This window comes from Bradyrhizobium sp. NAS80.1 (assembly GCF_001908205.1).
GTDB lineage: Bacteria > Pseudomonadota > Alphaproteobacteria > Rhizobiales > Xanthobacteraceae > Bradyrhizobium.
On record NZ_LGHL01000050.1, the window covers coordinates 1 to 19,818 of the forward strand.

17 protein-coding genes and 1 pseudogene are annotated in these 19,818 nt (G+C 61.6%); 10 read left to right on the top strand and 8 right to left on the bottom strand.

Annotated features, from left to right (window positions below; genetic code table 11):
* Positions 1–244: 244 nt before the first annotated feature.
* Positions 245–1,141: a hypothetical protein gene (locus AC629_RS13195; RefSeq protein WP_084805189.1), complete on the bottom strand. Its 897-nt coding sequence runs from the start codon at positions 1,139–1,141 to the stop codon at positions 245–247.
* A gap of 137 nt (positions 1,142–1,278) precedes the next feature.
* Here AC629_RS13195 and modA point away from each other — a divergent pair, with 137 nt between their 5' ends.
* From modA to AC629_RS13220, 5 genes are all read left to right on the top strand, one after another.
* Positions 1,279–2,088 (top strand): molybdate ABC transporter substrate-binding protein, encoded by an 810-nt coding sequence (gene modA, locus AC629_RS13200; protein ID WP_245331842.1) that lies wholly within the window; start codon positions 1,279–1,281, stop codon positions 2,086–2,088.
* A 5-nt stretch (positions 2,089–2,093) separates the two neighbouring features.
* On the top strand, positions 2,094–2,792 hold the full coding sequence (modB, locus tag AC629_RS13205; protein ID WP_084805190.1) for a molybdate ABC transporter permease subunit: 699 nt from the start codon (positions 2,094–2,096) through the stop codon (positions 2,790–2,792).
* The gene (modC, locus tag AC629_RS13210; RefSeq protein WP_084805191.1) at positions 2,789–3,922 is read left to right on the top strand and encodes a molybdenum ABC transporter ATP-binding protein; all 1,134 of its coding nucleotides are present in this window, start codon (positions 2,789–2,791) and stop codon (positions 3,920–3,922) included. Before modB ends, modC begins: the two co-directional genes overlap by 4 nt.
* A gap of 105 nt (positions 3,923–4,027) precedes the next feature.
* A complete protein-coding gene (locus AC629_RS13215) occupies positions 4,028–5,965 on the top strand; it encodes a WD40 repeat domain-containing protein (protein WP_084805192.1) in 1,938 nt (645 codons plus the stop codon).
* A gap of 18 nt (positions 5,966–5,983) precedes the next feature.
* Positions 5,984–6,796: an amino acid kinase family protein gene (locus tag AC629_RS13220; RefSeq protein ID WP_084805193.1), complete on the top strand. Its 813-nt coding sequence runs from the start codon at positions 5,984–5,986 to the stop codon at positions 6,794–6,796.
* Here AC629_RS13220 and AC629_RS47670 read toward each other — a convergent pair.
* Complete coding sequence (locus AC629_RS47670; protein WP_210419032.1) at positions 6,782–7,240, bottom strand: hypothetical protein; 459 nt, start codon at positions 7,238–7,240, stop codon at positions 6,782–6,784. The genes AC629_RS13220 and AC629_RS47670 overlap by 15 nt on opposite strands.
* A 43-nt stretch (positions 7,241–7,283) precedes the next feature.
* On the opposite strand from AC629_RS47670, the gene AC629_RS47675 reads away from it, so the two are divergent.
* The gene (locus AC629_RS47675) at positions 7,284–7,658 is read left to right on the top strand and encodes an amino acid kinase family protein (RefSeq protein ID WP_210419033.1); all 375 of its coding nucleotides are present in this window, start codon (positions 7,284–7,286) and stop codon (positions 7,656–7,658) included.
* 1,408 nt (positions 7,659–9,066) lie between these two features.
* Here AC629_RS47675 and AC629_RS13240 read toward each other — a convergent pair.
* Complete coding sequence (locus tag AC629_RS13240; RefSeq protein ID WP_143199104.1) at positions 9,067–9,501, bottom strand: hypothetical protein; 435 nt, start codon at positions 9,499–9,501, stop codon at positions 9,067–9,069.
* A 235-nt stretch (positions 9,502–9,736) separates the two neighbouring features.
* Here AC629_RS13240 and AC629_RS13245 point away from each other — a divergent pair, with 235 nt between their 5' ends.
* A complete protein-coding gene (locus AC629_RS13245; protein ID WP_143199105.1) occupies positions 9,737–10,057 on the top strand; it encodes a hypothetical protein in 321 nt (106 codons plus the stop codon).
* An 83-nt stretch (positions 10,058–10,140) separates the two neighbouring features.
* On the opposite strand, the gene AC629_RS13250 is transcribed toward AC629_RS13245, so the two are convergent.
* The 3 genes from AC629_RS13250 to AC629_RS13260 all read right to left on the bottom strand — a co-directional run bounded on the left by AC629_RS13250 (position 10,141) and on the right by AC629_RS13260 (position 11,290).
* A complete protein-coding gene (locus tag AC629_RS13250; RefSeq protein WP_084805197.1) occupies positions 10,141–10,488 on the bottom strand; it encodes a hypothetical protein in 348 nt (115 codons plus the stop codon).
* A 164-nt stretch (positions 10,489–10,652) separates the two neighbouring features.
* Complete coding sequence (locus AC629_RS13255) at positions 10,653–10,934, bottom strand: hypothetical protein (protein ID WP_084805198.1); 282 nt, start codon at positions 10,932–10,934, stop codon at positions 10,653–10,655.
* A gap of 104 nt (positions 10,935–11,038) precedes the next feature.
* Complete coding sequence (locus tag AC629_RS13260; protein WP_084805199.1) at positions 11,039–11,290, bottom strand: hypothetical protein; 252 nt, start codon at positions 11,288–11,290, stop codon at positions 11,039–11,041.
* A gap of 1,113 nt (positions 11,291–12,403) precedes the next feature.
* On the opposite strand from AC629_RS13260, the gene AC629_RS13275 reads away from it, so the two are divergent.
* Genes AC629_RS13275 through AC629_RS13285 form a run of 3 tightly spaced genes read left to right on the top strand, consistent with a single transcriptional unit; the run spans position 12,404 to position 17,426 of the window.
* Positions 12,404–12,745 (top strand): hypothetical protein, encoded by a 342-nt coding sequence (locus tag AC629_RS13275; protein WP_084805202.1) that lies wholly within the window; start codon positions 12,404–12,406, stop codon positions 12,743–12,745.
* 9 nt (positions 12,746–12,754) lie between these two features.
* Positions 12,755–15,520: a hypothetical protein gene (locus AC629_RS46740; protein ID WP_084805203.1), complete on the top strand. Its 2,766-nt coding sequence runs from the start codon at positions 12,755–12,757 to the stop codon at positions 15,518–15,520.
* Positions 15,507–17,426, top strand: a complete 1,920-nt coding sequence (locus AC629_RS13285; protein WP_084805204.1) for a hypothetical protein — start codon at positions 15,507–15,509, stop codon at positions 17,424–17,426. Before AC629_RS46740 ends, AC629_RS13285 begins: the two co-directional genes overlap by 14 nt.
* Before the next feature lie 135 nt (positions 17,427–17,561).
* On the opposite strand, the gene AC629_RS13290 is transcribed toward AC629_RS13285, so the two are convergent.
* Both AC629_RS13290 and AC629_RS13305 read right to left on the bottom strand, forming a co-directional pair.
* Positions 17,562–17,918 carry a hypothetical protein gene (locus AC629_RS13290; protein ID WP_143199106.1) on the bottom strand — a complete coding sequence of 119 codons (357 nt, stop codon included), beginning with the start codon at positions 17,916–17,918 and terminating at the stop codon, positions 17,562–17,564.
* 927 nt (positions 17,919–18,845) lie between these two features.
* Positions 18,846–19,313: pseudogene (locus tag AC629_RS13305) on the bottom strand (Ku family protein); the annotation flags it as partial.
* Between the last annotated feature and the right edge of the window lie 505 nt (positions 19,314–19,818).

The following is a 19,818-nucleotide window of genomic DNA, read 5'->3' on the forward strand; positions in this document are numbered from 1 at the left end:
GCCACCCCCGCCTCCTCCGCCGCCGCCACCACGGGAGACAGCTACCCCCGCCGTATTGTCATGGGGGCGAGCACCTCCGGCTTGGTCAGAAACGTACCACCAAGCCGTGGCCATCATAATCAATAGAACGCCCCCTGCACGGATCGCGTTCAGCATGGGCTCACCAACTAACCGCTGCATAATATGCCTGCGTGAGCGCCTTGGCAAAGGCACGTATGCCTCTTGGGAGGGATTGACGGTGGCGTCATCCAGGTTGCGAGTTACGGTGGGTACAGGAACTGCAAAAGCTGTTCGGTGCGGCGCCGCCATGTCGCACAATTGGTACGAGTCCCATATAAACAGTACCCGCCAACATTGCGGATGCCATGGCGCTGGCCAGCAGCTTCCTGGCAAGCGTGGCGCTCGTCCCAGCCAGCAGAGCAATTGACCAGAAGAAGAGAGACGCCGCGTAGGCAAGGCCAACCACGACGGCGTTCCTCACGAGAAAACCGGCATCGAGCCGAAATCCACCAGTCGAGAAGAGCGCGAACACCGCATAGAGCAACACGCAGGTCGTGAGCAACGCCAGCACTTGCAGCGCAAAACGGCGAGCGGGGCGAACACTCCTGATCCCAACCAGGGTCGAGACGAACCAGTAGAATTCCTCGCTCAGGATCACGAAGAGCACAGCCGCTGCACCGATGCGGACCGGCTCCGGGACCTGCCGGGCAATTACCTGAACGTTAGCGGGAAGAGTGGATCCGGCAGCCCAGGCCGCGAGAACAATGACCACGACTGTAACAAGAGCCACCCAAAGAAACGTGGTGCCGGGCGCTCGTTTCGGTGCGTTTTCGAAGGCAGGGGCCGACTCCTGAGTTGCCGCAGGGCCGCTCTCCGGTTGCCGGCCTCCGACACCATCTGTTGCGACCGCCTGCTCGGCCTCGATAAAGATGGCCAATTCCGAGACCGGCCGCCAGCGAAGCGTTTCACGGTCCAGGAACAAGGACTGAGCTTCGACGGCACCAGATTTCATGGCCGTGATCCAGTCAGCTCGATCTGACATGTCCCGCTCGAAGCCGTCGGTCCCGATCACCCGATACGAGGTGCTCGTCGGCGGGATAGGCCAGCCGATTTGCCTCGGGCTCCCTCCAATCTCGACCATTTCCGCTCCCACCCCTGGTTCGGGTGCACTCGTATTTGCAACGTTTGGCGCGGGCGAACGTTACATAAATGCTGTCGCAGGCCGACATATCGGGCCAGAGGGTCATGTGCCCTATGTCAGTTTCCGAGCGCCCGAACATGAACATGAGCGATGCGCCTATTTCGACGCTCAGGCGCCGGGGCGTTGTGTGCGCGTTACTGCTTGCCCTTATTTTTTCGGCTGGAAGTCCCGGCCGCGCGCAGGGTGCCGGTGCGGACTTGCTCGTCTTCGCGGCTGCGAGCCTCAAGACCGTCCTCGATGATGTTAACGCCCATTGGCAGACGCACGCAGGCAAGTGGGCCGCAATCTCGTACGCGTCCAGCGCAGCGCTAGCCAAGCAGATCGAGCAAGGGGCGCCGGCCGACATTTTCATTTCGGCTGACGAGGACTGGATGGACTATCTCGCCGAGCGCAAGCTGATCAAACCGGAAACACGCTCGGACCTCGTCGGCAACCGCCTTGTGCTCATCGCACCTAAGGGCGCCGATCTTCACGTCGATATCATTCCCGGATTCCCGCTGCCATCGCTCGTTGGACATGGGCGCCTCGCAATGGCCAATACGGACGCGGTTCCAGCTGGCAAGTACGGCCGCGCTGCACTCGAATCGCTTGGGGTCTGGGATTCCGTCAAGGATCGCATCGCTCAAGCTGAAAACGTCCGAGCGGCGCTTCTCCTGGTGTCGCGTGGCGAAGCGCCGCTCGGCATTGTCTACAGGTCCGACGCGGTGTCGGATCCGGCCGTCGTGACCGTTGGCAGCTTCCCGGAAAGCACTCACCCGCGCATCATCTATCCTGTCGCCGTTGTCGCCGGTTCGACCAAACCTGATGCCGCCGCATTTATCGACCTGCTGAGATCGCCAGAGGCGCGCAGCATCTTCGAGAAGCAAGGTTTCACGATACTGGAGTGAAGCCTATGTTCACCCTGACGCCGGAAGAGAAGACTGCCCTTGAACTGAGCCTACGAGTTGCCCTTTGGGCGACAGTTGCGAGCCTGCCGCCAGGGCTTCTCATTGCGATGGTGCTGTCGCGGGGAAAATTCTGGGGCAAGTCGATCCTAAATGGGATTGTTTTTTTACCCCTGGTTCTTCCCCCGGTGGTCACCGGCTATCTTCTGCTTCTCCTGTTCGGGCGGCACGGACCGCTTGGCGCGTTCCTCGCTGACAATTTCGGAATCGTCTTCGCCTTCAGGTGGACGGGCGCGGCACTTGCGTGCGCCGTCATGGGGTTCCCATTACTGGTTCGGGCTCTGCAATTATCCATAGACACCATCGACCGTGGGCTCGAGGATGCGGCGGGAACGCTCGGAGCCAGTCCCGGCTGGGTCTTCGTGACCGTGACGCTACCGCTCATCTTGCCCGGCATTATTGCCGGTACGATCCTTTCCTTCGCGCGTGCGATGGGAGAGTTCGGCGCGACGATCACGTTCGTGTCTAACATACCGGGCGAAACGCAAACGCTTCCTACGGCCATCTACACCTTTACGCAGGTCCCGGGCGGCGAATTCGCGGCTTTCCGACTTACCGCAATCGCGGTCGTGGTCTCGATGTCCGCCCTACTCGCCTCGGAATCAATCGGGGGGATCGTCGGCCATCGCATCGGGGTCGAGGCATGATCCGGGTCGCCGTGCAGCATCGGCTCGGGTCTTTCGATCTCAAGGCCCAATTCGTGAGCGATGGCCGCGTGACCGCATTGTTCGGGCGCTCGGGATCCGGCAAAACGTCACTGGTGAATGCCATCGGCGGACTTATCCGCCCGACATGCGCCCACATCTCGCTCGACGGCGAGATTCTCGTCGACACCGAGCGGCGGGTCTTTGTGGCCAAACATCGGCGCCGGGTCGCTTATGTGTTCCAGGACGCGCGGCTGTTCCCACACCTTACTGTGCGCCAAAATCTGCTCTACGGCCGGTGGTTCACGCCGGCCAAGAAGCGCTTCGGCCAACTTGCGCAGGTGGTTGAGCTGCTTGGGATTGGTCATCTGCTCCAACGTCGTCCGCGGAACCTTTCCGGTGGCGAGAAGCAGCGGGTCGCCATAGGACGGGCCCTGCTGGCATCGCCCCGGCTGCTCATCATGGACGAGCCGCTCGCTTCGCTCGATGAGGCACGCAAGGCCGAGATCCTGCCTTATCTCGAGCGGCTATACGACGAGACCAAGGTGCCCATCATCTATGTAAGCCATTCAGTATCAGAGGTCGCACGCTTGGCGGATACTCTCGTCGTGATGGCCGAGGGCCGCGTCGAGGCGACTGGACCGACCGCCGACGTCATGGCGCGCCTCGACCTGCCTCCGTTTACGGACCTGATCGAAGCAGGGGCGGTGCTCGAAGCGGAGATACTGAAGCACGACGACTCATTCGGCCTCACCGTGTTGAGCCTGTGCGGGTCGCATCTATGGGTTCCGCGTCTCGACCGGCACCGCGTTGGCGCCAAAGTGCGCGTTCATATTCGCGCGCGTGACGTCATGCTGAGCACGCGTCCCCCCGACCGGCTGAGTGCACTCAACGTATTGCGCGGGACCATCGCTGAGATCGGGCCCCAGCGCGGCCCCATCCGGGACGTGCGCCTCGATTGCGGCGGGCAAGCGATCTTGGCCCGCCTCACCCGGCGATCGGTCGAAAGCTTACATTTGACGGAAGGTGCGACTGTGTATGCAGTGATCAAGGCAGTGGGCCTCGACCGGCAGACATTTGGAGCCGCGTCTCGGCATGCCAATGGCGCTGATACGACAGCCATTCCGATTTGACCGCTGCCGTGGACGCAAGTTGGAACTTGCGCGGCCTTGCGGTGTTGCTGGCTGGTGGCATCTGACCGGGTTCTGGGCGGCTAAGCGCGCTCAGGAGGAGGCCCAATGTCAGTGCGCTGGTTACAGAGCACGCTGCTGGCGATGCTCGTGGTTGCATTCGCAGAACTGACTGCAATACCGTCCTTTGCGCAGATCCGCATTACGCTGAAGGGCCATTCACTTGCACTGGCCTCGATGGACTACTCGCCGGATGGCCGGTATGTAGCCACGGGCAGTTACGACAAGACGGCGAAGATATGGGATGCCGCCACGGGCGCCGAAATAGCCACGCTGCGGGGGCACAACGCAACCGTTGAAGCGGTCCGCTTCTCACCCGACGGCAGCATTCTGGCGACGGGCAGTTATGACGGCACTGTGAAGCTTTGGAATTGGGCTGCCGAACGCGAGTTGGCCACGCTGCGGGGCCACACCAACATGATCCGGTCACTGGCTTTCGCCCCCGACGGAAAAACCGTTGCATCAGGGAGCCATGACAACACCATCAAATTGTGGGACGTAGGCAGCGGACAGGAGCGCGCCACGCTTCGACACGATGGTGCGGTGCGATCACTAGCGTTCAGCCATGACAGCAAGATTCTTGCCTCCGGCAGCAACGATTACACCGCCAAACTATGGGAGGTGGCCACAGGGCACGAGCTCGCAACGTTGAGAGGCCATGGGCACGGGATCCGCGGTATCGCGTTTTCGCCCGACGATAAGGTGCTCGTCACCGGCAGCATGGACACGACCGTGCGGCTTTGGGATGTCGCTCAGCGGAAGGAAACCGCCACGCTCGAGGGCACGACGAGCGAGGTTCTTTGCGTGGCGTTTTCACCGGACGGCGAGCTGGTCGCGGCCGGGAGCGTCGACAACTCGTTGAGGATCTGGAACGTCGCAACCGGCGAGGAGGTCGTGGTGCGATGGAGCGGGGTCGGCGATCGCGTTCGCGGCGTGGCTTTCTCGCCTGACGGCAAATCGCTGGCGACGGCCACAATGGATCATCTCGCCAAGATTTGGGACCTCGACCAATTGCTGAAATCCGGTGTCGAACTTCCTAAAGAAGAGGCCACGCCCAAGGGAGAGGAACGGGCGACCCTGAAAGGGCACAAATCTTTCGTCACCGCGGTGGCTTTCACGCCTGACGACAAGATCCTCGCTTCGGCAAGCCACGACCGAACAGTCAAGCTGTGGGACGTTGCGTCGGGCAACGAACTGCGGACGCTGCTCGGCCAGAGCGGCGCCATCGTCACGCTCGCAATCTCGCCGGACGGCAAAACCCTCATGACGGGCTCCTATGACCGGACCGCCAAACTATGGAAGCTGCCGTCCGGAAAGGAGATTGCCACGCTGAGCGGGCACACGAATATCATCCGCGCCGTAGCTATCGCGCCTGACGGCAAAACCGCTGTCTCCGGTGGTTATGATGAAACGATAAAGCTGTGGGATATCGGCGGACATCGGGAGATTGCGACCCTCACTGGCCATACCGGCGGAGTGAAGGCATTGGCCTACTCGCCCGACAGTCGGTTGATCGCTTCGGGCAGCATTGACGGCACCATCAAGCTTTGGGAGGTGTCATCGACCAAAGCGGTCGCCACCATCGACGTGCATACAGGCCCGGTCCACTCCGTGGCGTTCTCCCCTGATGGCAAGCTGCTGGCGTCTGCTGGTGCCAGCAACGACGTGCAGCTATTCGAGGTTGAGACCCGCAGAGAGTTGGAGCCGTTCAAAGGCCACACCGCCTGGGTCCGGTTCTGCGCCTTCTCTCCCGATGGGAAGACGCTCGCCTCGGGCGGCCTCGACGACACTGTGCGCCTCTGGGATGTTGCCAGCCGGGTGCAGACGGCCGCGCTGAAGGGGCACCTCAGACGCATTCACTTTGCAACGTTTTCACACGATGGGACGATCGTGGCCACCGCCGGCATGGACGGTACTGTGAAGCTCTGGGACACGCCGAAACGGGCGCCGCCAGACGCCGTATCCAGCAAAGCAACGGAGCAGTGAGGCGACAGGAGGCTCAAGATGGACAACCAACCCCTGGATCGGTTGACCTCTGCGCTTGTCAGCGGCAGTGTCACGGACGAGGAGGAAATGGCTCGGCTCGACCGGCAGCCGGTGATCCAGATCTTGCCGGACGCCAACGTTATCAAGATCGGCGGACAAAGCTTTATCGATCGGGGTCGGGAGGCCGTCTTCCCGCTGATCGATGAGATCGTCGAAAATCTCCCCAAGCACAAGATGATCATTGGCACCGGAGCCGGCACCCGGGCGCGTCACTCCTATAGTGTGGGGCTTGATCTCGGGATGCCCACTGGAGTGCTAAGCGTGCTCGGATTCTTCGTGAGCATCCAGAATGCGAAGATGATCCACTATCTCCTCGCCAGGCATGGAATCCCGTCGATCGAGCCAGCTCAATTCGCTCAACTACCGCTCTACCTCGCCGAGCGCCAGGCCTGCGTATGCGTCGGTATGCCCCCCTACGCGTATTGGCAGCCCAATCCGGAGATCGGCCGCATTCCGCCGCACCGGACAGATACCGGCTGTTACCTCATCAGCGAAACCTTGGGTTGCCGCTCAATGATCTTCGTCAAGGATGAAGAGGGTCTTTATACGGCCGACCCGAAGAAGGATCCGAATGCCAAGTTCATTCCCAAGATCACCGTCGACGAACTCATGGAACTCGACCTGGTCGATGTGGTGCTGGAGCGAACGGTATTCCAACTCATGAAGAACGCCAAAAACCGTCGCTCCGTCCAGGTTATCAACGGCCTGAAGCGGGGCAATCTGACGCGAGCGCTCAACGGCGAGCCGGTTGGAACTCTAATCTTCGCCTGAAGCGAGGTAGACACCATGGTCGAACAGATCATCGAAGAGCGGGAGATCCCGATCGACGGGCGCCGCCACGTCCAATCGATGCTCATGCGCGAGAGTCTCCTCGACAAGCAGGTCATGACGTCGACTGACACTCCCGTGGTGCCAATGCTGCCATTCTGCCACGTGATCAAGATTGGCGGACGCTCGATTCTGGACAATGGGAAGAAGGCCGTTTACCCGCTGGTCGAAGTCCTCGGCAGACTCCTCGAAACTTTCAAACTGGTGATCGGCACCGGCGGCGGCGTGCGCAGCCGACATGTAACCTCGATCGGCATGGATCTCGGTTTGCCGACTGGCGTGCTTGCTCAGCTCTGCATCATCGATGCGCTCGGCAACGCGCACATGCTCGGCACGCTTCTGGCGCCGTTTGGCGTGGTCGCCATCCCGCCTGAAATTCTTGGACACATGCTGCCCTTCTTCATCAAATCGGCCCCCGGCGTGATCTGCAATGGCGATCCGCCATTCTCGATTTGGGAGCAGCCTCCTCGGCTCGGACGCATTCCGCCACATCGGACCGATGCCGGCACTTTTTTTGCTCGCGGAGTGCTACGGCTGCGCGACACATACCCTGATCAAAGATGTGAACGGGCTCTACGAGGTCGATCCCAAGCTCAATCCAGATGCCAAATTTATTGGCGAAATCACCGTCTCGGACCTCAGACGGCGCAACCTGCCGACGCTTCCCTTTGACCGTGTCTTGCTCGACCTGCTCGCCAACGCGCGCCAGGTCAAAAGCTTTCAAATCATCAATGGGCTACGGCCCGAGCTTCTGGAACGAGCACTGCGCGGCGAACACGTCGGAACAATCGTCCGTAAAGATTGATCCCCAAAGGCGCGCCCCAGAACCGGCTCAACGCTCGCGAGAGTGGAGTTGCGGCGCCGAGCCCGCGGCGACTTTGCGGCCGTCGGCGATGTCGAAACCGGCTGCGAAGAAGGACGGCTTCCTTGTTTGCAGGGGGAAAATAACGCCAAAGGCACTACTGGTCCGATCAAAATGATCAATTCCGTTGACTACAGATCCAGCCTACCTTCTCTTCACCACGGTTCTGTGAGGCTTGCGAGCTCGACGATCTTGCGGGCGGCGGCGTCCGGATCTGCGAAGGGGCAGCTGGCGGCATTTCATCGAGGCCGATCCTTCAGAGCAACGCCAAGTGAGGCGGCCTCATGTTCCCTTATATGCGCGGCGAGCCGATCAAGCTGGCCTGCCAGACTGGCAAACGTGCGGGCAATGTTTCTCAGCATGATCGCGCGCTCTTGCGAAACGTCATCTCGTTGTGCAAGCGATTTGTATCTGCTGGCGAGATCTCGGCATTCCGAAGCGGTAAGCATGCCCAGGACCTTTCCGAAGGCGGTCTACCTGTTCACATTAACACCGAGGGGCGCATGTCCATCCTCGCGTCGCCATCGAAATTCGAGCAACGGCCTTCATCAGAGATCCGCGGGGACCCCGTCCCAGTTGAGTCAGGATGGACGCCGGCACCACTTCTGCTGCGTTCGGCAGCTCGGCAATGTACTCGCTGGGCGTGACCAACCTCAACCGTGACTGTGATGTGACAATGACCGTGTTAGCCAATAGCGAGGGATCATGAAGCGACAAGCTGCTGTTCTTTGCATTTGGCTGGATCGGCTTAGTGCTGAACCTCGCCTTCGTCGTGGTGTCCTCTACACGCGACGTGGCGATCGAGACTTCGGCGATCGAAACTGCCCTCGAACTGCTCTGGATCGGCGGGACCACATTCTTTTGGGCTCGGCGCCCTGATCCTCGTAGACCCCGCGAACGTTGCCGCAGCGGGGACAGAGCTTCATCAATAACCCGTAGGGATCCTAGTCCAGTTGAAGTCCGGCCGGACCTCGGCGCCATGCCTGCCGCAGGCGGTGCAGACGAAGCGCTGCTCTATGTCGGACAGCCGCATCTCGTCCGGCCAGCGATCGGCGATGAGCGCCACGCTGTGGCCGCAGCGGTAGTCGCTGCAATCAATAGATCAAGACGCCTCGCACGCCCATCTCGCGCATGTTGCCGAAGGTAATCTTTCGTGGCCGCATGCAGGCATGATCGCGCCAATCTCAGCAAAGATGAAGCCGCTAAGCCTTGCGCTACTCAGCGCCAGCAGCACCAACAGGAAGGTCAAGAGCGCCTTGGTTGATCACAACTCCCTCATCATTCATCGTCTGGACAGCAGCCGCTGCGATGTTGGTGATAGGACCGGGCGCCGTCCCCACGAATGCGCCATTTATCCAACGGTCTGCCATGAAGCTATTTTTACATAGATCCATCCTGCATCTCGTAAAGCTTCATGGATTTTTGCGCCGAAGTTTGCAGCCTCGATGTCGCTCGTATAGGTCACGATCTCAAATCGTTGCCCCGAGTACTTCTTCAGCTTGCTTGATATTCTCGACCGCTGGTCTTTGTCCATCGTTCGCCATGCGAAGCGAAGTCTGAGGCGCTCGGTCTCAAGCTTAGCATTGGCGGCCTCTTTATTGAGCTCGGCAATTTTCAGGTTGGCGTCGGCTTTGTCTGCATCCCAGAGCTCTTCCTTTCGGTCAGCGGTCTGCCAAAGAACGAATGTAGCAAGAAATAACAGGATGGCGCTCCCTAACAAACCAAGGTTTGCTGCGCTGTTCCAGAAAGAAGCCGCAGCGAGCGTCATCGTTGAGAATGGCCACATGGAAGTTGTTCACCAAATGAGATGGTTTGACTATCGCTCGCAATGAGTTTGAGCAATTCCCCCATCAACACGCCGGTCTGTGCTGCACTTGTATGGTGCAGTTGACAGCCCACGCCGATGAGCGCAGCATCGATCTCGGCTTTCGCAGAGCCTTCCTCAAAAGGAGACCATCCATCAAGAGAGGCGGCGCACGCGCCACCGCTCAAGGTTCCTGTTTGGTCTCACCTTGAAGGGAGTGACGCATACGTCGAAAACAACAAATCCTGATGCCGCACTGCTCGCGATGATCAAGCGCCACGATGAGATCTGGGCCGAAACGGATCGCCTTTCGGACCTCGCAGAGAAGGCCCGTTCTCTCCATCCGGGACCGCGTTACAGCGTACTTGTAACCGAAGCCAGCGACCTAGAGCCAAGAATCGCGGCGACTCCGGCCTTCACCGCCGCCGGCCTTACCGGCAAGCGTCGCGTCATTGGACGAGCCGAGTTTGACGACGATGATAGGATCATTGCGGCGATCCTCAAGCTCGATGCCGAGCGCGTCGCCGCCGAGCACTGACAACCTAACACAGTGGCCCGCCGGATCAGCAGAGGGGGATCCGACCGCTAACCGGCGGGCCTACCGCGCTGGTGTAACACTGGCTAGTCCGCGTCGTCGTCGTCCCAGCTTGAGATGCTGCGGTAGTCGTGATCGCAATGGCGATAGCGTGGCGCGTGATACCCTTGGTAGTACCCGCTGTAATAGCGGCGCGGGGCCGAATAGTAGCCGCGGCCATACGCTGGGTAGTAGGCCCGATAGGCCGGCGCGGGCTCATATGCCTGCGCGTCCGATGCCAACGCGCTGCCGACGAGCGCCCCGACGACCAGGCCGCCAATCAGGGCAGCGTTGCGGCCGTCGTGTGCTTGAGCCGGCGCAGAGCCGGCGAACAGCGTTGCGGTGACGGCAAGCGCGGCGACGCTGCTTGCAAGAGCCTTCTTTAGCGAAACCATTGTCCCCTCCATTAGAATGGAGGTCACGTTTTAGATTGGGTGATTTTAAGCGATGCTGAACCCGCCGTTTATCGGCTGTTCATCCTTAAGGTGGCTGGCCGTCCCTTAGTTTGACAGGCCACCCTTTCTCATCCCCCGAGAGGTCACTGATCTGCTGGCCTCTACTACGCGTCCTTTCGACGCTTCTTAATCATTTGCCTGATCGACTCGGCAGCTTCGATCAATGGCGGCGTCAATGAAAAGAAGGCGCTTAATGCGACCGCAATGATGGTATGCCGGATCGATACTTTATCTTCATCAGCGAAGTGGTCGCTGTTCTGGTTGGCCGGAGCAGAAGCGAGGCCAGCCAGGTTGGATTTGCCCGCCTTTCGCGGCGGGGTCATCACAACTACGAAAAGCACGTTGATCAGCAGCCACATGCCGACGATCATCAGAAACGTCTTCATAAGACCACGCGCAGATTACCAAATGAAAGTAAACTCGCCGCAGCAGTGCTGTCGGGCTCGCTCAAAACGAAAGAGGCCGCCAACTGAGGCGGCCTTCGCTTTGATCAGCGTTTGAGCTTGCCCGGTGCATAGCCAGAAGCCCCCGACGATCCGGTCGCCGGTCCGTTGGACTGCATCTGATGACCAGGTGCGTATCCGGATGCGCCGGTCGTGCCCGTGACGGGGCCGCTGCTCTGGAACGAGCGGCCCGGCGAGACGCTGGAGGCGCCTCCACCAAAACTTCCTCCTGGACCGCGCGCATGAGCCGCCGAAGTGACGGCGACCAACGCAGCCGCGATTACGAACACCTTCTTCATTTGACCCACCCTTTTCTCTCTTCGATCGGCCAACCCCGACGACTCGATGACTGTCCCCGATCGGGAGAAACTAGAAATCGGATGGCGTGTTCAAAATAAGACGCAGGCGAGTCTTTGGTGCGAATGAGCCGAAGCTCGAACGATCTATTCGAGATCGCGATCTCCTATCCTGACGGCAAGCTTACAAGGGAACGATGTCCTCTTAAAGCGACTGAACGGTCGTCGTCTGCTACCTCGCCTTCAACCGCGTAACTGGCTGGTCCACATTTGTCTGAAAAGACATACGCGCGCCCCTTATACAGTCTTCCGGTGCGTTGTCCCTCGAAGGCGAGCGTGCCGGAAGCCACCGGGATACCTGAGCGCGGTGTTACATAGAAGAACTTGCGAGCCTGCCCATTGGCCTCCAAACGCATTTCGGAGCCGTTGTGGTCCCATAGTGTTTCAGCGCTTGCTGTTTGCGACAGTTGAGCGAAAACTACCCCTAACAGGGAGATGCCACGTGATATTGTGAGTGTCGCCATTGTGCACTGTACAAAATTGGAGACCAGGAGAGTAAGTTTCTGAACTCGGCTCTCGCTCGAGCCAAAGCACGCTAGGATTCAACGAGTTGCCGATCACTAGCCCTGTCGGACCGCAATTGGTTGACCCATTTGGGTCATGCCTGGATGGTCGAAGACGCTGTTGCTCGAGGACGGTGCCGCATTCGACCTCAGATCGCCCGCCGGCCAGTTCGTCAATCCATCGGCAAGGCGGCCTTCTCCGGACTGATATGCCTCTTGCCGTGGCGGCAGGAGGACGTTGGAATAGTCCCTTTCGGCGCCTTCCTCCAATGTTGATCCGCGCCTTGCCCATTCCGGGTCCCGCGCGCAGCCCATTCCTGGGCGCCCGGGCATTGCTACTCCTTTCCAACCTGGTATCGAAAGCTCGCCCTGATCCTGTCCTGCTGCGCGAGGTGTTTGGCCTAACGCACACGGAAGCGAAAATCGCCTCGGTCATCTCCACGGGTGCCTTGCCCGGTCAGCAGCTCGCAGGCGCCGCTATCGAGCCAGCGTAGACACAACCGCGCCAACCGGTCATAGTGCCGCCACGCTTCCGCACTCTCGGGGGGGGCAGATGGTGTTCAAGCCGTGCGCAGCTTTCCTATACGTGGCGCTCGCGAGTGCCGCCGTTCCGTACGGCGAGGCCGCCGCCGTGACCGTCTGTAAGCCTCCCTTCGTTCTTCGTCTCGCCTCCGAGATGGACGAAGTGTGCGTGCCGATTCCCACGCGACATCGGACCGTCGCTGAAAACGCCCGAGCCCCGTTGCTGTGGGCGCCTGGGTCTTATGGCCCGAAGACCTGCGCGCAAGGGTACGTCTGGCGCGAGGCCTTCGCCGGTGACACCGTCTGCGTTGTGCCGGCCATCCGCACCGAGACACTGCAGGACAACGCTGCAGCTCCTTTACGCAAGCAGTAAGAGTACGCCATGCGCGGCACCGCGGCTTTCCTACTGCGCAACGTCGCTGTGGCCGTGGCGCTGGCCGTGATAGCCACCTCGGTACATGCCAAAGTCGACGAGCTCGACTTGGGCGCCGTGCCAACTTCGGGCCCGAACGCAGTCGCCAGCCAGCAGGAGAGAAACAACCGCATCGTCCACGCGTTTGCCTGCGATGACGAAGAAACCTTCCTGGGGCGGTACCAGAAATCGCAGACCACCGCCGACGACTGGCCGACGAGCCACATGATGGCGAAGGCAGCGTACGCGTCCGGTCGATACATGCCGGCTGGTCTGGTTCAGCGCGTCGTCCCGACATGCAGCACGGTCGAGAAAGATCCCGACTACCAGGCATGGAAGTCGGTGATCGCCAGCGCGACATTCCCTCGCTTCGACGACAACCGCATCACGTTCAACGGCGCCGATCAATGGGTCCCCGTGGACGCGGCCGCGGCGGGAGCCGCAAAGACTCTCGCCCTCGTGGGCGCGCTGAACGACTTCTATGTAGCGCTGTTCGGCAGCGCCTGCACGCGGGTCGCGACCGTCGATGCCTCCGGCGCTCTGGCAATCGCCTTGTCGCCCGGCTGCCTGATGCGCCAAGTCAGGGTGGTGGCCACGGACAAGCAACTTGGCGCCTGGAAGATCGTCAACGGGCAGCGCGTGCCCCGCAATCCTGGCACCAGCGCCGACAAGCTACCGTGCGTCAGCGACTGGCCGTCCAAGCCGCTCTCGGGCACGGAAGGCGACTGGGATATGGCCGTCATCGAGTACTCGCGGCTTGCGCACCTGATCTATGGAGCCAAGTCTGCGCGCCCGGACGTCGTTGGCGACGATGCCGATGCGGCTCTGGACAAGCTCAACCGATGGCTTCTCACGCTGCGCGGCGGACCGGCGCGCGAGCTGTACGACGTCTTCTGGAGTTGCGGCAATCCCGCCAACAGCTTTGGTTCGGCCGATGATTACGTCAACGACAACGACGTCTACAACAACGACACGCAGCAGACGGTGTCCGGCAAGAACGATGGCACGGAGTCGTTCTGGGAGAAGCTATGGCACTTCCTGCGAATCCTCTTGATCATCGCCGCGGCCGCGTTCGTCGCCGGACTGCTCATTGGTGCCCTTGCCGGTGTCGGTGGCGCGGCGGCCATTGCGGCGGAAGCCGCCGCGGTCGGTGCCTTCGTTCTTGCCGTCGGCTTCGCCACCGTATGGACCGGTGGCATCGAGGAGACCGAGAACCACCTGTTCATGCAGAATTCGTCGAAGTACATCAAGAACAAGCTGATGATGGCTGAACTGCGACAAGGCGGGGACCACAAGGGCTTCGACAAGGTTGCGGACGAGAACGAGGACGTGCGCAGTTGGCTCTTGAAGCGCATGCGCCGCGTCGTGAAAGAAGACTTCGTCGAGTACAACGCCCGGCCCTACAGCCGGCTGTCGCACCAAGCCATCTTGAACCTCCTCGACTTCGTGTGCGAGGTGAGCTGGGGCTGGGACAACGCCGCTTGGCCGCCGCGCGGCGGTGACACCTCCTGCGACCCAAAGGATCAGGCGATCTGGACCGCAGCCGCCTCGGTCTACGACCTGTCGGCGGCGAAGATCTCGCTCGGCTCCAACCAGGGCCGCCGGCTGATCCCGTTCCGCCGTCTGGTCGAAGCCAACATGCAGTTCCACGACGAGCCGCGATATTTCCACGACATGGGTGCCAACGCGGACCACCTCATCGCGGCGCTCCAGGCATGGACGGCCTCCACAATGAACGGGAAAGACCACAAGGCCAGTGCATCGAGTATCGGGGAGATGATCTGGTACGCGACCTCACGATACGTGCCGCACGAGATGATCCTCGACTTGGCGGTGGACAAGTCGTCACCGATCGAGCAGGCCTACACCCACGGCGGCTACGAGGCGTATTCCAGCGGTCCGCGGTGGCTGCTGACCGCCGGTGGCGACTCCACGCACGCGGCGCAAGGCTTGCGGGTCAATTGGCTGCCCTTCGGCGTGTTCGGCGCCGACTTCAACATCTACGCCTTCTCACCAACGAACGATAAGGGGGCCGGCGTTCCGACGACGCTCATGGTCGACGGGACTTCCGATCGCCGCGACACCTACACATCGTTCCTGCGATTCGAGGGCGACATCGAAGACTGGGGCGATGACGACGGCAAGCCGTTGAAGTCCTTCTCGCGCAACCGCTGCGTCAGCGGCAACTTCGCATGCGGGTTGCGCCTGGAGATCCCCGACCCGATCAAGGGCTGCTTGAAGCCGGCAGTGAGCAATCCCGATGCACCAGCGGGGCTGAAATTCATCTCCTCGGCGGACTGCCCGGAGTACAGCCGGCCAAGCGGGGGAGATGACTTTTTCGTGGTCGTGTACGAGGGCACCTGCAGTGGGTGCGACTACGCGAATTGGGGATTCCTGGAGGTGGTGGAGGCCAAAGACTACTCGGGGTCCGTGCAGCTCTACCAGGATCAGGCGATCGCGGGGAACAAGACCAACGTCTCGGATTGGACCAAGAGCAACGGCAAGGACACCCTGACCTACTACTCCGTGGCCCGCAAGCGGACGTACAAGTTCAAGCCGTCGAGCGAAGACTTCGATCAAGACTGCCGCGCGTGCGGCACGGTCGTCGAGGGAGACGACGCCAAATTCAAGATCAAGAATCCGCGTCGGCCCGGTCAGGCGATCAGCATCGATTACAGCGACGACATGAACCCCAAGCGCACTGGCGAGGGAGGGCTGACGCTTGCGAATCCGTAGCCTGCCCTGCATCGCGCTCCTCGGCTCGGTGGTCGGCTTGGCCGCGCCAGCGGTGGCCGAAACGACGGTGACGGCGTGTAGTGCGGATAACGCCAGCGGCGGCATAAATTTGAGAAGCGCCATCGCGGCTGGCGGGCGCGTCACGTTCAACTGCGGTGCCACGCCCGTCGTGATCAAGATCACCTCGCCGCTCCCCGTCAACACGCCCACGCAGATCGACGGAGCGAGTCGCATCACGCTTGAGGGTGCCGCGGCCGGACCGATTTTCCAGGCCAGCGCCCATCTGGAGCTCGACAGCCTGCAGCTCAAGAACGATGCGCCAGGTGCCGCAGGCATCGTGCGTGGCAGCGCGGCCGAAGTTGTTCTCCGGGGAGTCACGACCAGCAACACGGCGAGCGCCTATGTGGCCGCGACGTTCTCGGCGCAAGACAGCACCTTCGAATCCAATGGTTCGGCCGCAGGAGTCATCGGCGCCATTATCGACGCAGAGCGCGTGCAACTGACCAAGGCCAGCTTCAACAAGAACTTCGACCACCCGATCGCCGGCGGATCCGAGGCCGCGGGTCGTGAGGCGCTGAGCCGCCAGATCAGCATCGACGCCAGCACCTTCACCGGCAACGCGGCGTCCATCCTGGCGTTCGACGCGGTTGTGACGGTCCGCGGCAGCAAGTTCAGCAGCAATGGACAAGCACCGCCCGTAGGCACGGCCGGCAGCTGGGTCTGCTGCGCGGGCGCGCTCACCGCGGTGAATTCAAAGGTCTCCTTCCACGACAGCGAGCTCACGGAGAACGGCGCGCCCGGGTTCGGTGGTGCGATCCTTGCCATCGGAAGCGAGGTCCTCCTCGTCCGCTCGCTGCTGCAGTCGAACCGGGCGCGCGTCGGAGGCGCGGTCTTCTCATGGGGCCAACCTGTGAGCCGCAACATCTGGAGCACGGCGGGCGCCGCGCGCCTGTCGCCGGGGCTGACGCTGGTGCAAGCGCGGTTTCACGACAACGTCGCCCAGTTCGGCGGCGGGGCCATCGCGTGGTCGGGGCTGCTCACCGGTAACGCTGCCCTCTTCGCGAAGAACGAAGCGGACGCGGGCGGCGCGCTGGCCCACTGGTCGGCCGTCGCGCTGCCAAGCGAGTTCATGCTGGCGTTCTCTGAGCTGACCGCTATGACGACAGGGGCGGCCCAGTCGTTGGCACTCTCCAAGGGCATCTTCATCGAGAACAAGGCGCGCACGGCCGGGGCTGCCATTTCGGGTGGGAGCGCAGGAGTCGCGCTTGGCGACGCGCTGGTGGCCCGAAATGGCTTCTCGCCGACCAGCCCCACCGGTGCCGCGATCGAAGGCGCTGAAATCGATCTCGCCAGCTCGACCATCGCCGACAACGCAGCCGGCGGCGTCAAGCTTGCGCCCACCGGGCAACGCGCGCGCATGGTCAATGTGCTGGTGTTGAGGAATGCATCGTTCGGCTGCAGCGTTCCGGCTGGCAAGCAGGCGGCGGCCACGGCGAGCTGGCAATTCCCCATGAGCGATTGCCTTGGCGCCCCGGTGCGCGATCCACAACTGCAGAGCAACTACAAGCCGACGACAGACAGCGCCGTCACCCATGCCGGTGACAGGTCACTGTGCATGTCGGAGCCACTTGTCGGTGGCCTCGATTTGGCAACCGCGGTTCGAGGCAAGCGCGGAAGGTGCGCGATCGGTGCTTACGAACCCGATCCGCGAGTGGATCCGCTGTCCGGTTGGTCCGGAATTGATCACCCGTGGGTGCCGTGGATCCTCTTCTTGATCTTGCTACTATTCCTGCTCTTGGGATTTCTCCTGGCCTTCTGGTGGTCGCGGCGCCGATGTCATGGAAGAAGAGCGAGTACGATGCATGGCGTCAGTCAGGGCTCGCACGCAACCTCGTCACCGGAGTAGCTCACGGCGGGCGAGGTTCTTAGCGCCACCGCATCAACGCCCAGGACGCCCCACAATCGCCTCCACCAGCGCCGCGTTGTGCGGACAACCAGGCACAAAGTAGCCGGCCGGAGGCGGCCATGGCAGATGGAGCACTTACACCCGTTGCGAATCTGCGTAGTTCTTCACGCGCTCCAGCGTCGCAGCAGACGCGGTCAACTCGGCGATGGCCGCCTTAAGGGTGCCGTGCGCGTCTTCAACCAGATCCTCGGCCCTCGTCACGGCACGGTAGTCCTGCTCGCTCATTCCCTGGTGGAGCGCGAAGAGTCCGCCCTTGCCGCTGTCGATCTCGAACACCGCGTCTGCGATGTCATCCTGCAAGGCCTCGAGCTTCCCGATCGCTCGCTTCAACATCTTCATCGCCTCGTTCGCATCCATCCGCCCCACCTCCTTGAACACGCGTTCGTGCTTCGTTGAAATAACGCCGGCCGCCGCTATGGCAAGCCGCGCCACGGTTGTGCCTACCTCACTCCGGCCCAAGGTTGCCAAGGCGCCGCAACGCATCCAGGCCTGCCCGGATCAGCAGCGCGTCCTCAGCATCCCCCCTCGGGGTGCCACCGCAGCCAACGCCACCAAAAATAGGCCGACGCCTTCAGGTCTTCGACGGTAGCCGCGCGCATGTCGGCCTCCACCTGGCGCGCGATCTCCGCGAGTTCGTCGATGGACCGCGGGTCGGCCGCGGAACCAGCGATCGACGCGCACCACGCCGCGAGCTCGTACCACGATGCGCCCGGCAACGGCAGGTGGCGCGCTCGGCGCTGCCTTCGACTTCGCGCGGATCCCTCATTGCAGCTCCCTCGACCCACCGGCCACCAACATCCACCCCGCACCATCGCGCCGATACCGCTGGCCGGTGCCCCAGCCAATGCGCACGCCCTCTACAGCGCACGCCTTGCAGATCCAGCCCAGCATGCCCACGCGCACATCAGCTTACAAACGAGAAGCTAAAGGTCTGGGTTGAACAAGAGCTCAATGGTTAGCCCGACCACGAGTCCCTTCCGGAGTACCGAATCGTGAAGGCCGCGGCTACGGGATCCTTTTCAGGCCCGATGGGAAATGTGCTGAACAAGCAGCCACTGTGCGAGCCTTCCCTCATCCCGGCCTTGATGTGCTCATACAGGCGGTTGTCTTTCTCTAATCGCTCGTTGGCGACCTTCGCCTTCTCAACATTCTTCGACCGCTGCCACAGGTACCACCCGCCAGTGATCAGCAGCACTATGACCAGTGACCGGTCCATCCCGCATCCCCTCAGTCCGAGGACCATCTGTAGGGATGCGCTAAAAGCGGTGGGCGAGCAATATGCCGATTGCGAGCATCCAAGCAGCCGAGTCAGGACCCGGTGCCGCCAATGACCAAAACGCGAAATACCATGTCTAGCTTCTAGGCCGACTTCCGCTGCGACCTGGCCGCCGGCTTCTTCGCTGCCGCTTCCTTCGTCGGCTTCTTTCCGGCGATCGGCATCAACATCTCCTTCTGACCGGCGGCCACCTTGCGCGGCTTCTTGGCGGGCTTTGCCGCTTTTGCCGGCGCGGCCTCCCGACCCACGCTCTGCCGCAGCGCCTCCATCAGATCGACCACGTTCTCGCCCTTCGGCCGCTCCTTCGGGCGGATGGGCTTGCCCGCGCGCTTCTGGTTGATCAGGTCGACCAGCGCGGTCTCAAGGTGATCCTCGAATTTCTCGGGGTCGTACGTACCCGTCTTCTGGTTGACGATGTGCCTTGCGAGGTCGAGCATGTCCTTGGTGACTTTGACATCCTGGATTTCGTCGAAATACCCCTGCTCGCTGCGTACCTCGTAGGGGTAGCGCAGCAGCGTGCCGACCAGCCCCTTGCTGCGATCTTCAAGAGCTTGCGTTTGTCACGGTCTGCGCTCGTTAGCACGTCGCGGAGCACTTTGACCGTGCGACACACGCATAGCCAAACCACGCGTGCGATGTCTTTTCCTGGCCCCATACGTGGCGTACCCTGCCCTTGAACTAGTGTCGGCTGTTGCGGATAGGCCGGACGTGATTGACCCGAACGCGACGAACCGACCCATGTCCGTGCGCCGGCTCTCAGGGGCTGCCCGGAAATGGTCGGGGCGCGGCTAAATCGACGCGAATGGAACAGCCAAGTTCATCGCCTACGGTTTGACGTCTGGTATCGAGGGCTGAGCTGATAGCCGAGCCCGCGACTTCGGCCCAAGGGCGACGCAATCCCGAATATGCGCATTGATCCGGCCAACAGCAGCTCAAGGCCGCCGGCCATTCCAAGACGCGCCGGAAAAGCGTATGCTGGTTCGATGATCCCGTGAACTGGGAGGCCGTCATGCTGTCCATGACGAGAGCACTCCTGCTGCTCGGCGCAATGGCACC

Bases quoted from the DNA above. Each gene is read 5' to 3' on its own strand.
- modC (WP_084805191.1), top strand. From the start codon at position 2,789: ATGATCCGGGTCGCCGTGCAGCATCGGCTCGGGTCTTTCGATCTCAAG.
- modA (WP_245331842.1), top strand. From the start codon at position 1,279: ATGAACATGAGCGATGCGCCTATTTCGACGCTCAGGCGCCGGGGCGTT.
- AC629_RS13250 (WP_084805197.1), bottom strand. From the start codon at position 10,488: ATGGTTTCGCTAAAGAAGGCTCTTGCAAGCAGCGTCGCCGCGCTTGCC.
- AC629_RS13195 (WP_084805189.1), bottom strand. From the start codon at position 1,141: ATGGTCGAGATTGGAGGGAGCCCGAGGCAAATCGGCTGGCCTATCCCG.
- AC629_RS13260 (WP_084805199.1), bottom strand. From the start codon at position 11,290: ATGAAGAAGGTGTTCGTAATCGCGGCTGCGTTGGTCGCCGTCACTTCG.
- AC629_RS13215 (WP_084805192.1), top strand. From the start codon at position 4,028: ATGTCAGTGCGCTGGTTACAGAGCACGCTGCTGGCGATGCTCGTGGTT.
- AC629_RS13275 (WP_084805202.1), top strand. From the start codon at position 12,404: ATGGTGTTCAAGCCGTGCGCAGCTTTCCTATACGTGGCGCTCGCGAGT.
- modB (WP_084805190.1), top strand. From the start codon at position 2,094: ATGTTCACCCTGACGCCGGAAGAGAAGACTGCCCTTGAACTGAGCCTA.
- AC629_RS47675 (WP_210419033.1), top strand. From the start codon at position 7,284: ATGGCGATCCGCCATTCTCGATTTGGGAGCAGCCTCCTCGGCTCGGAC.
- AC629_RS13220 (WP_084805193.1), top strand. From the start codon at position 5,984: ATGGACAACCAACCCCTGGATCGGTTGACCTCTGCGCTTGTCAGCGGC.
- AC629_RS13240 (WP_143199104.1), bottom strand. From the start codon at position 9,501: ATGTGGCCATTCTCAACGATGACGCTCGCTGCGGCTTCTTTCTGGAAC.
- AC629_RS46740 (WP_084805203.1), top strand. From the start codon at position 12,755: ATGCGCGGCACCGCGGCTTTCCTACTGCGCAACGTCGCTGTGGCCGTG.
- AC629_RS13255 (WP_084805198.1), bottom strand. From the start codon at position 10,934: ATGAAGACGTTTCTGATGATCGTCGGCATGTGGCTGCTGATCAACGTG.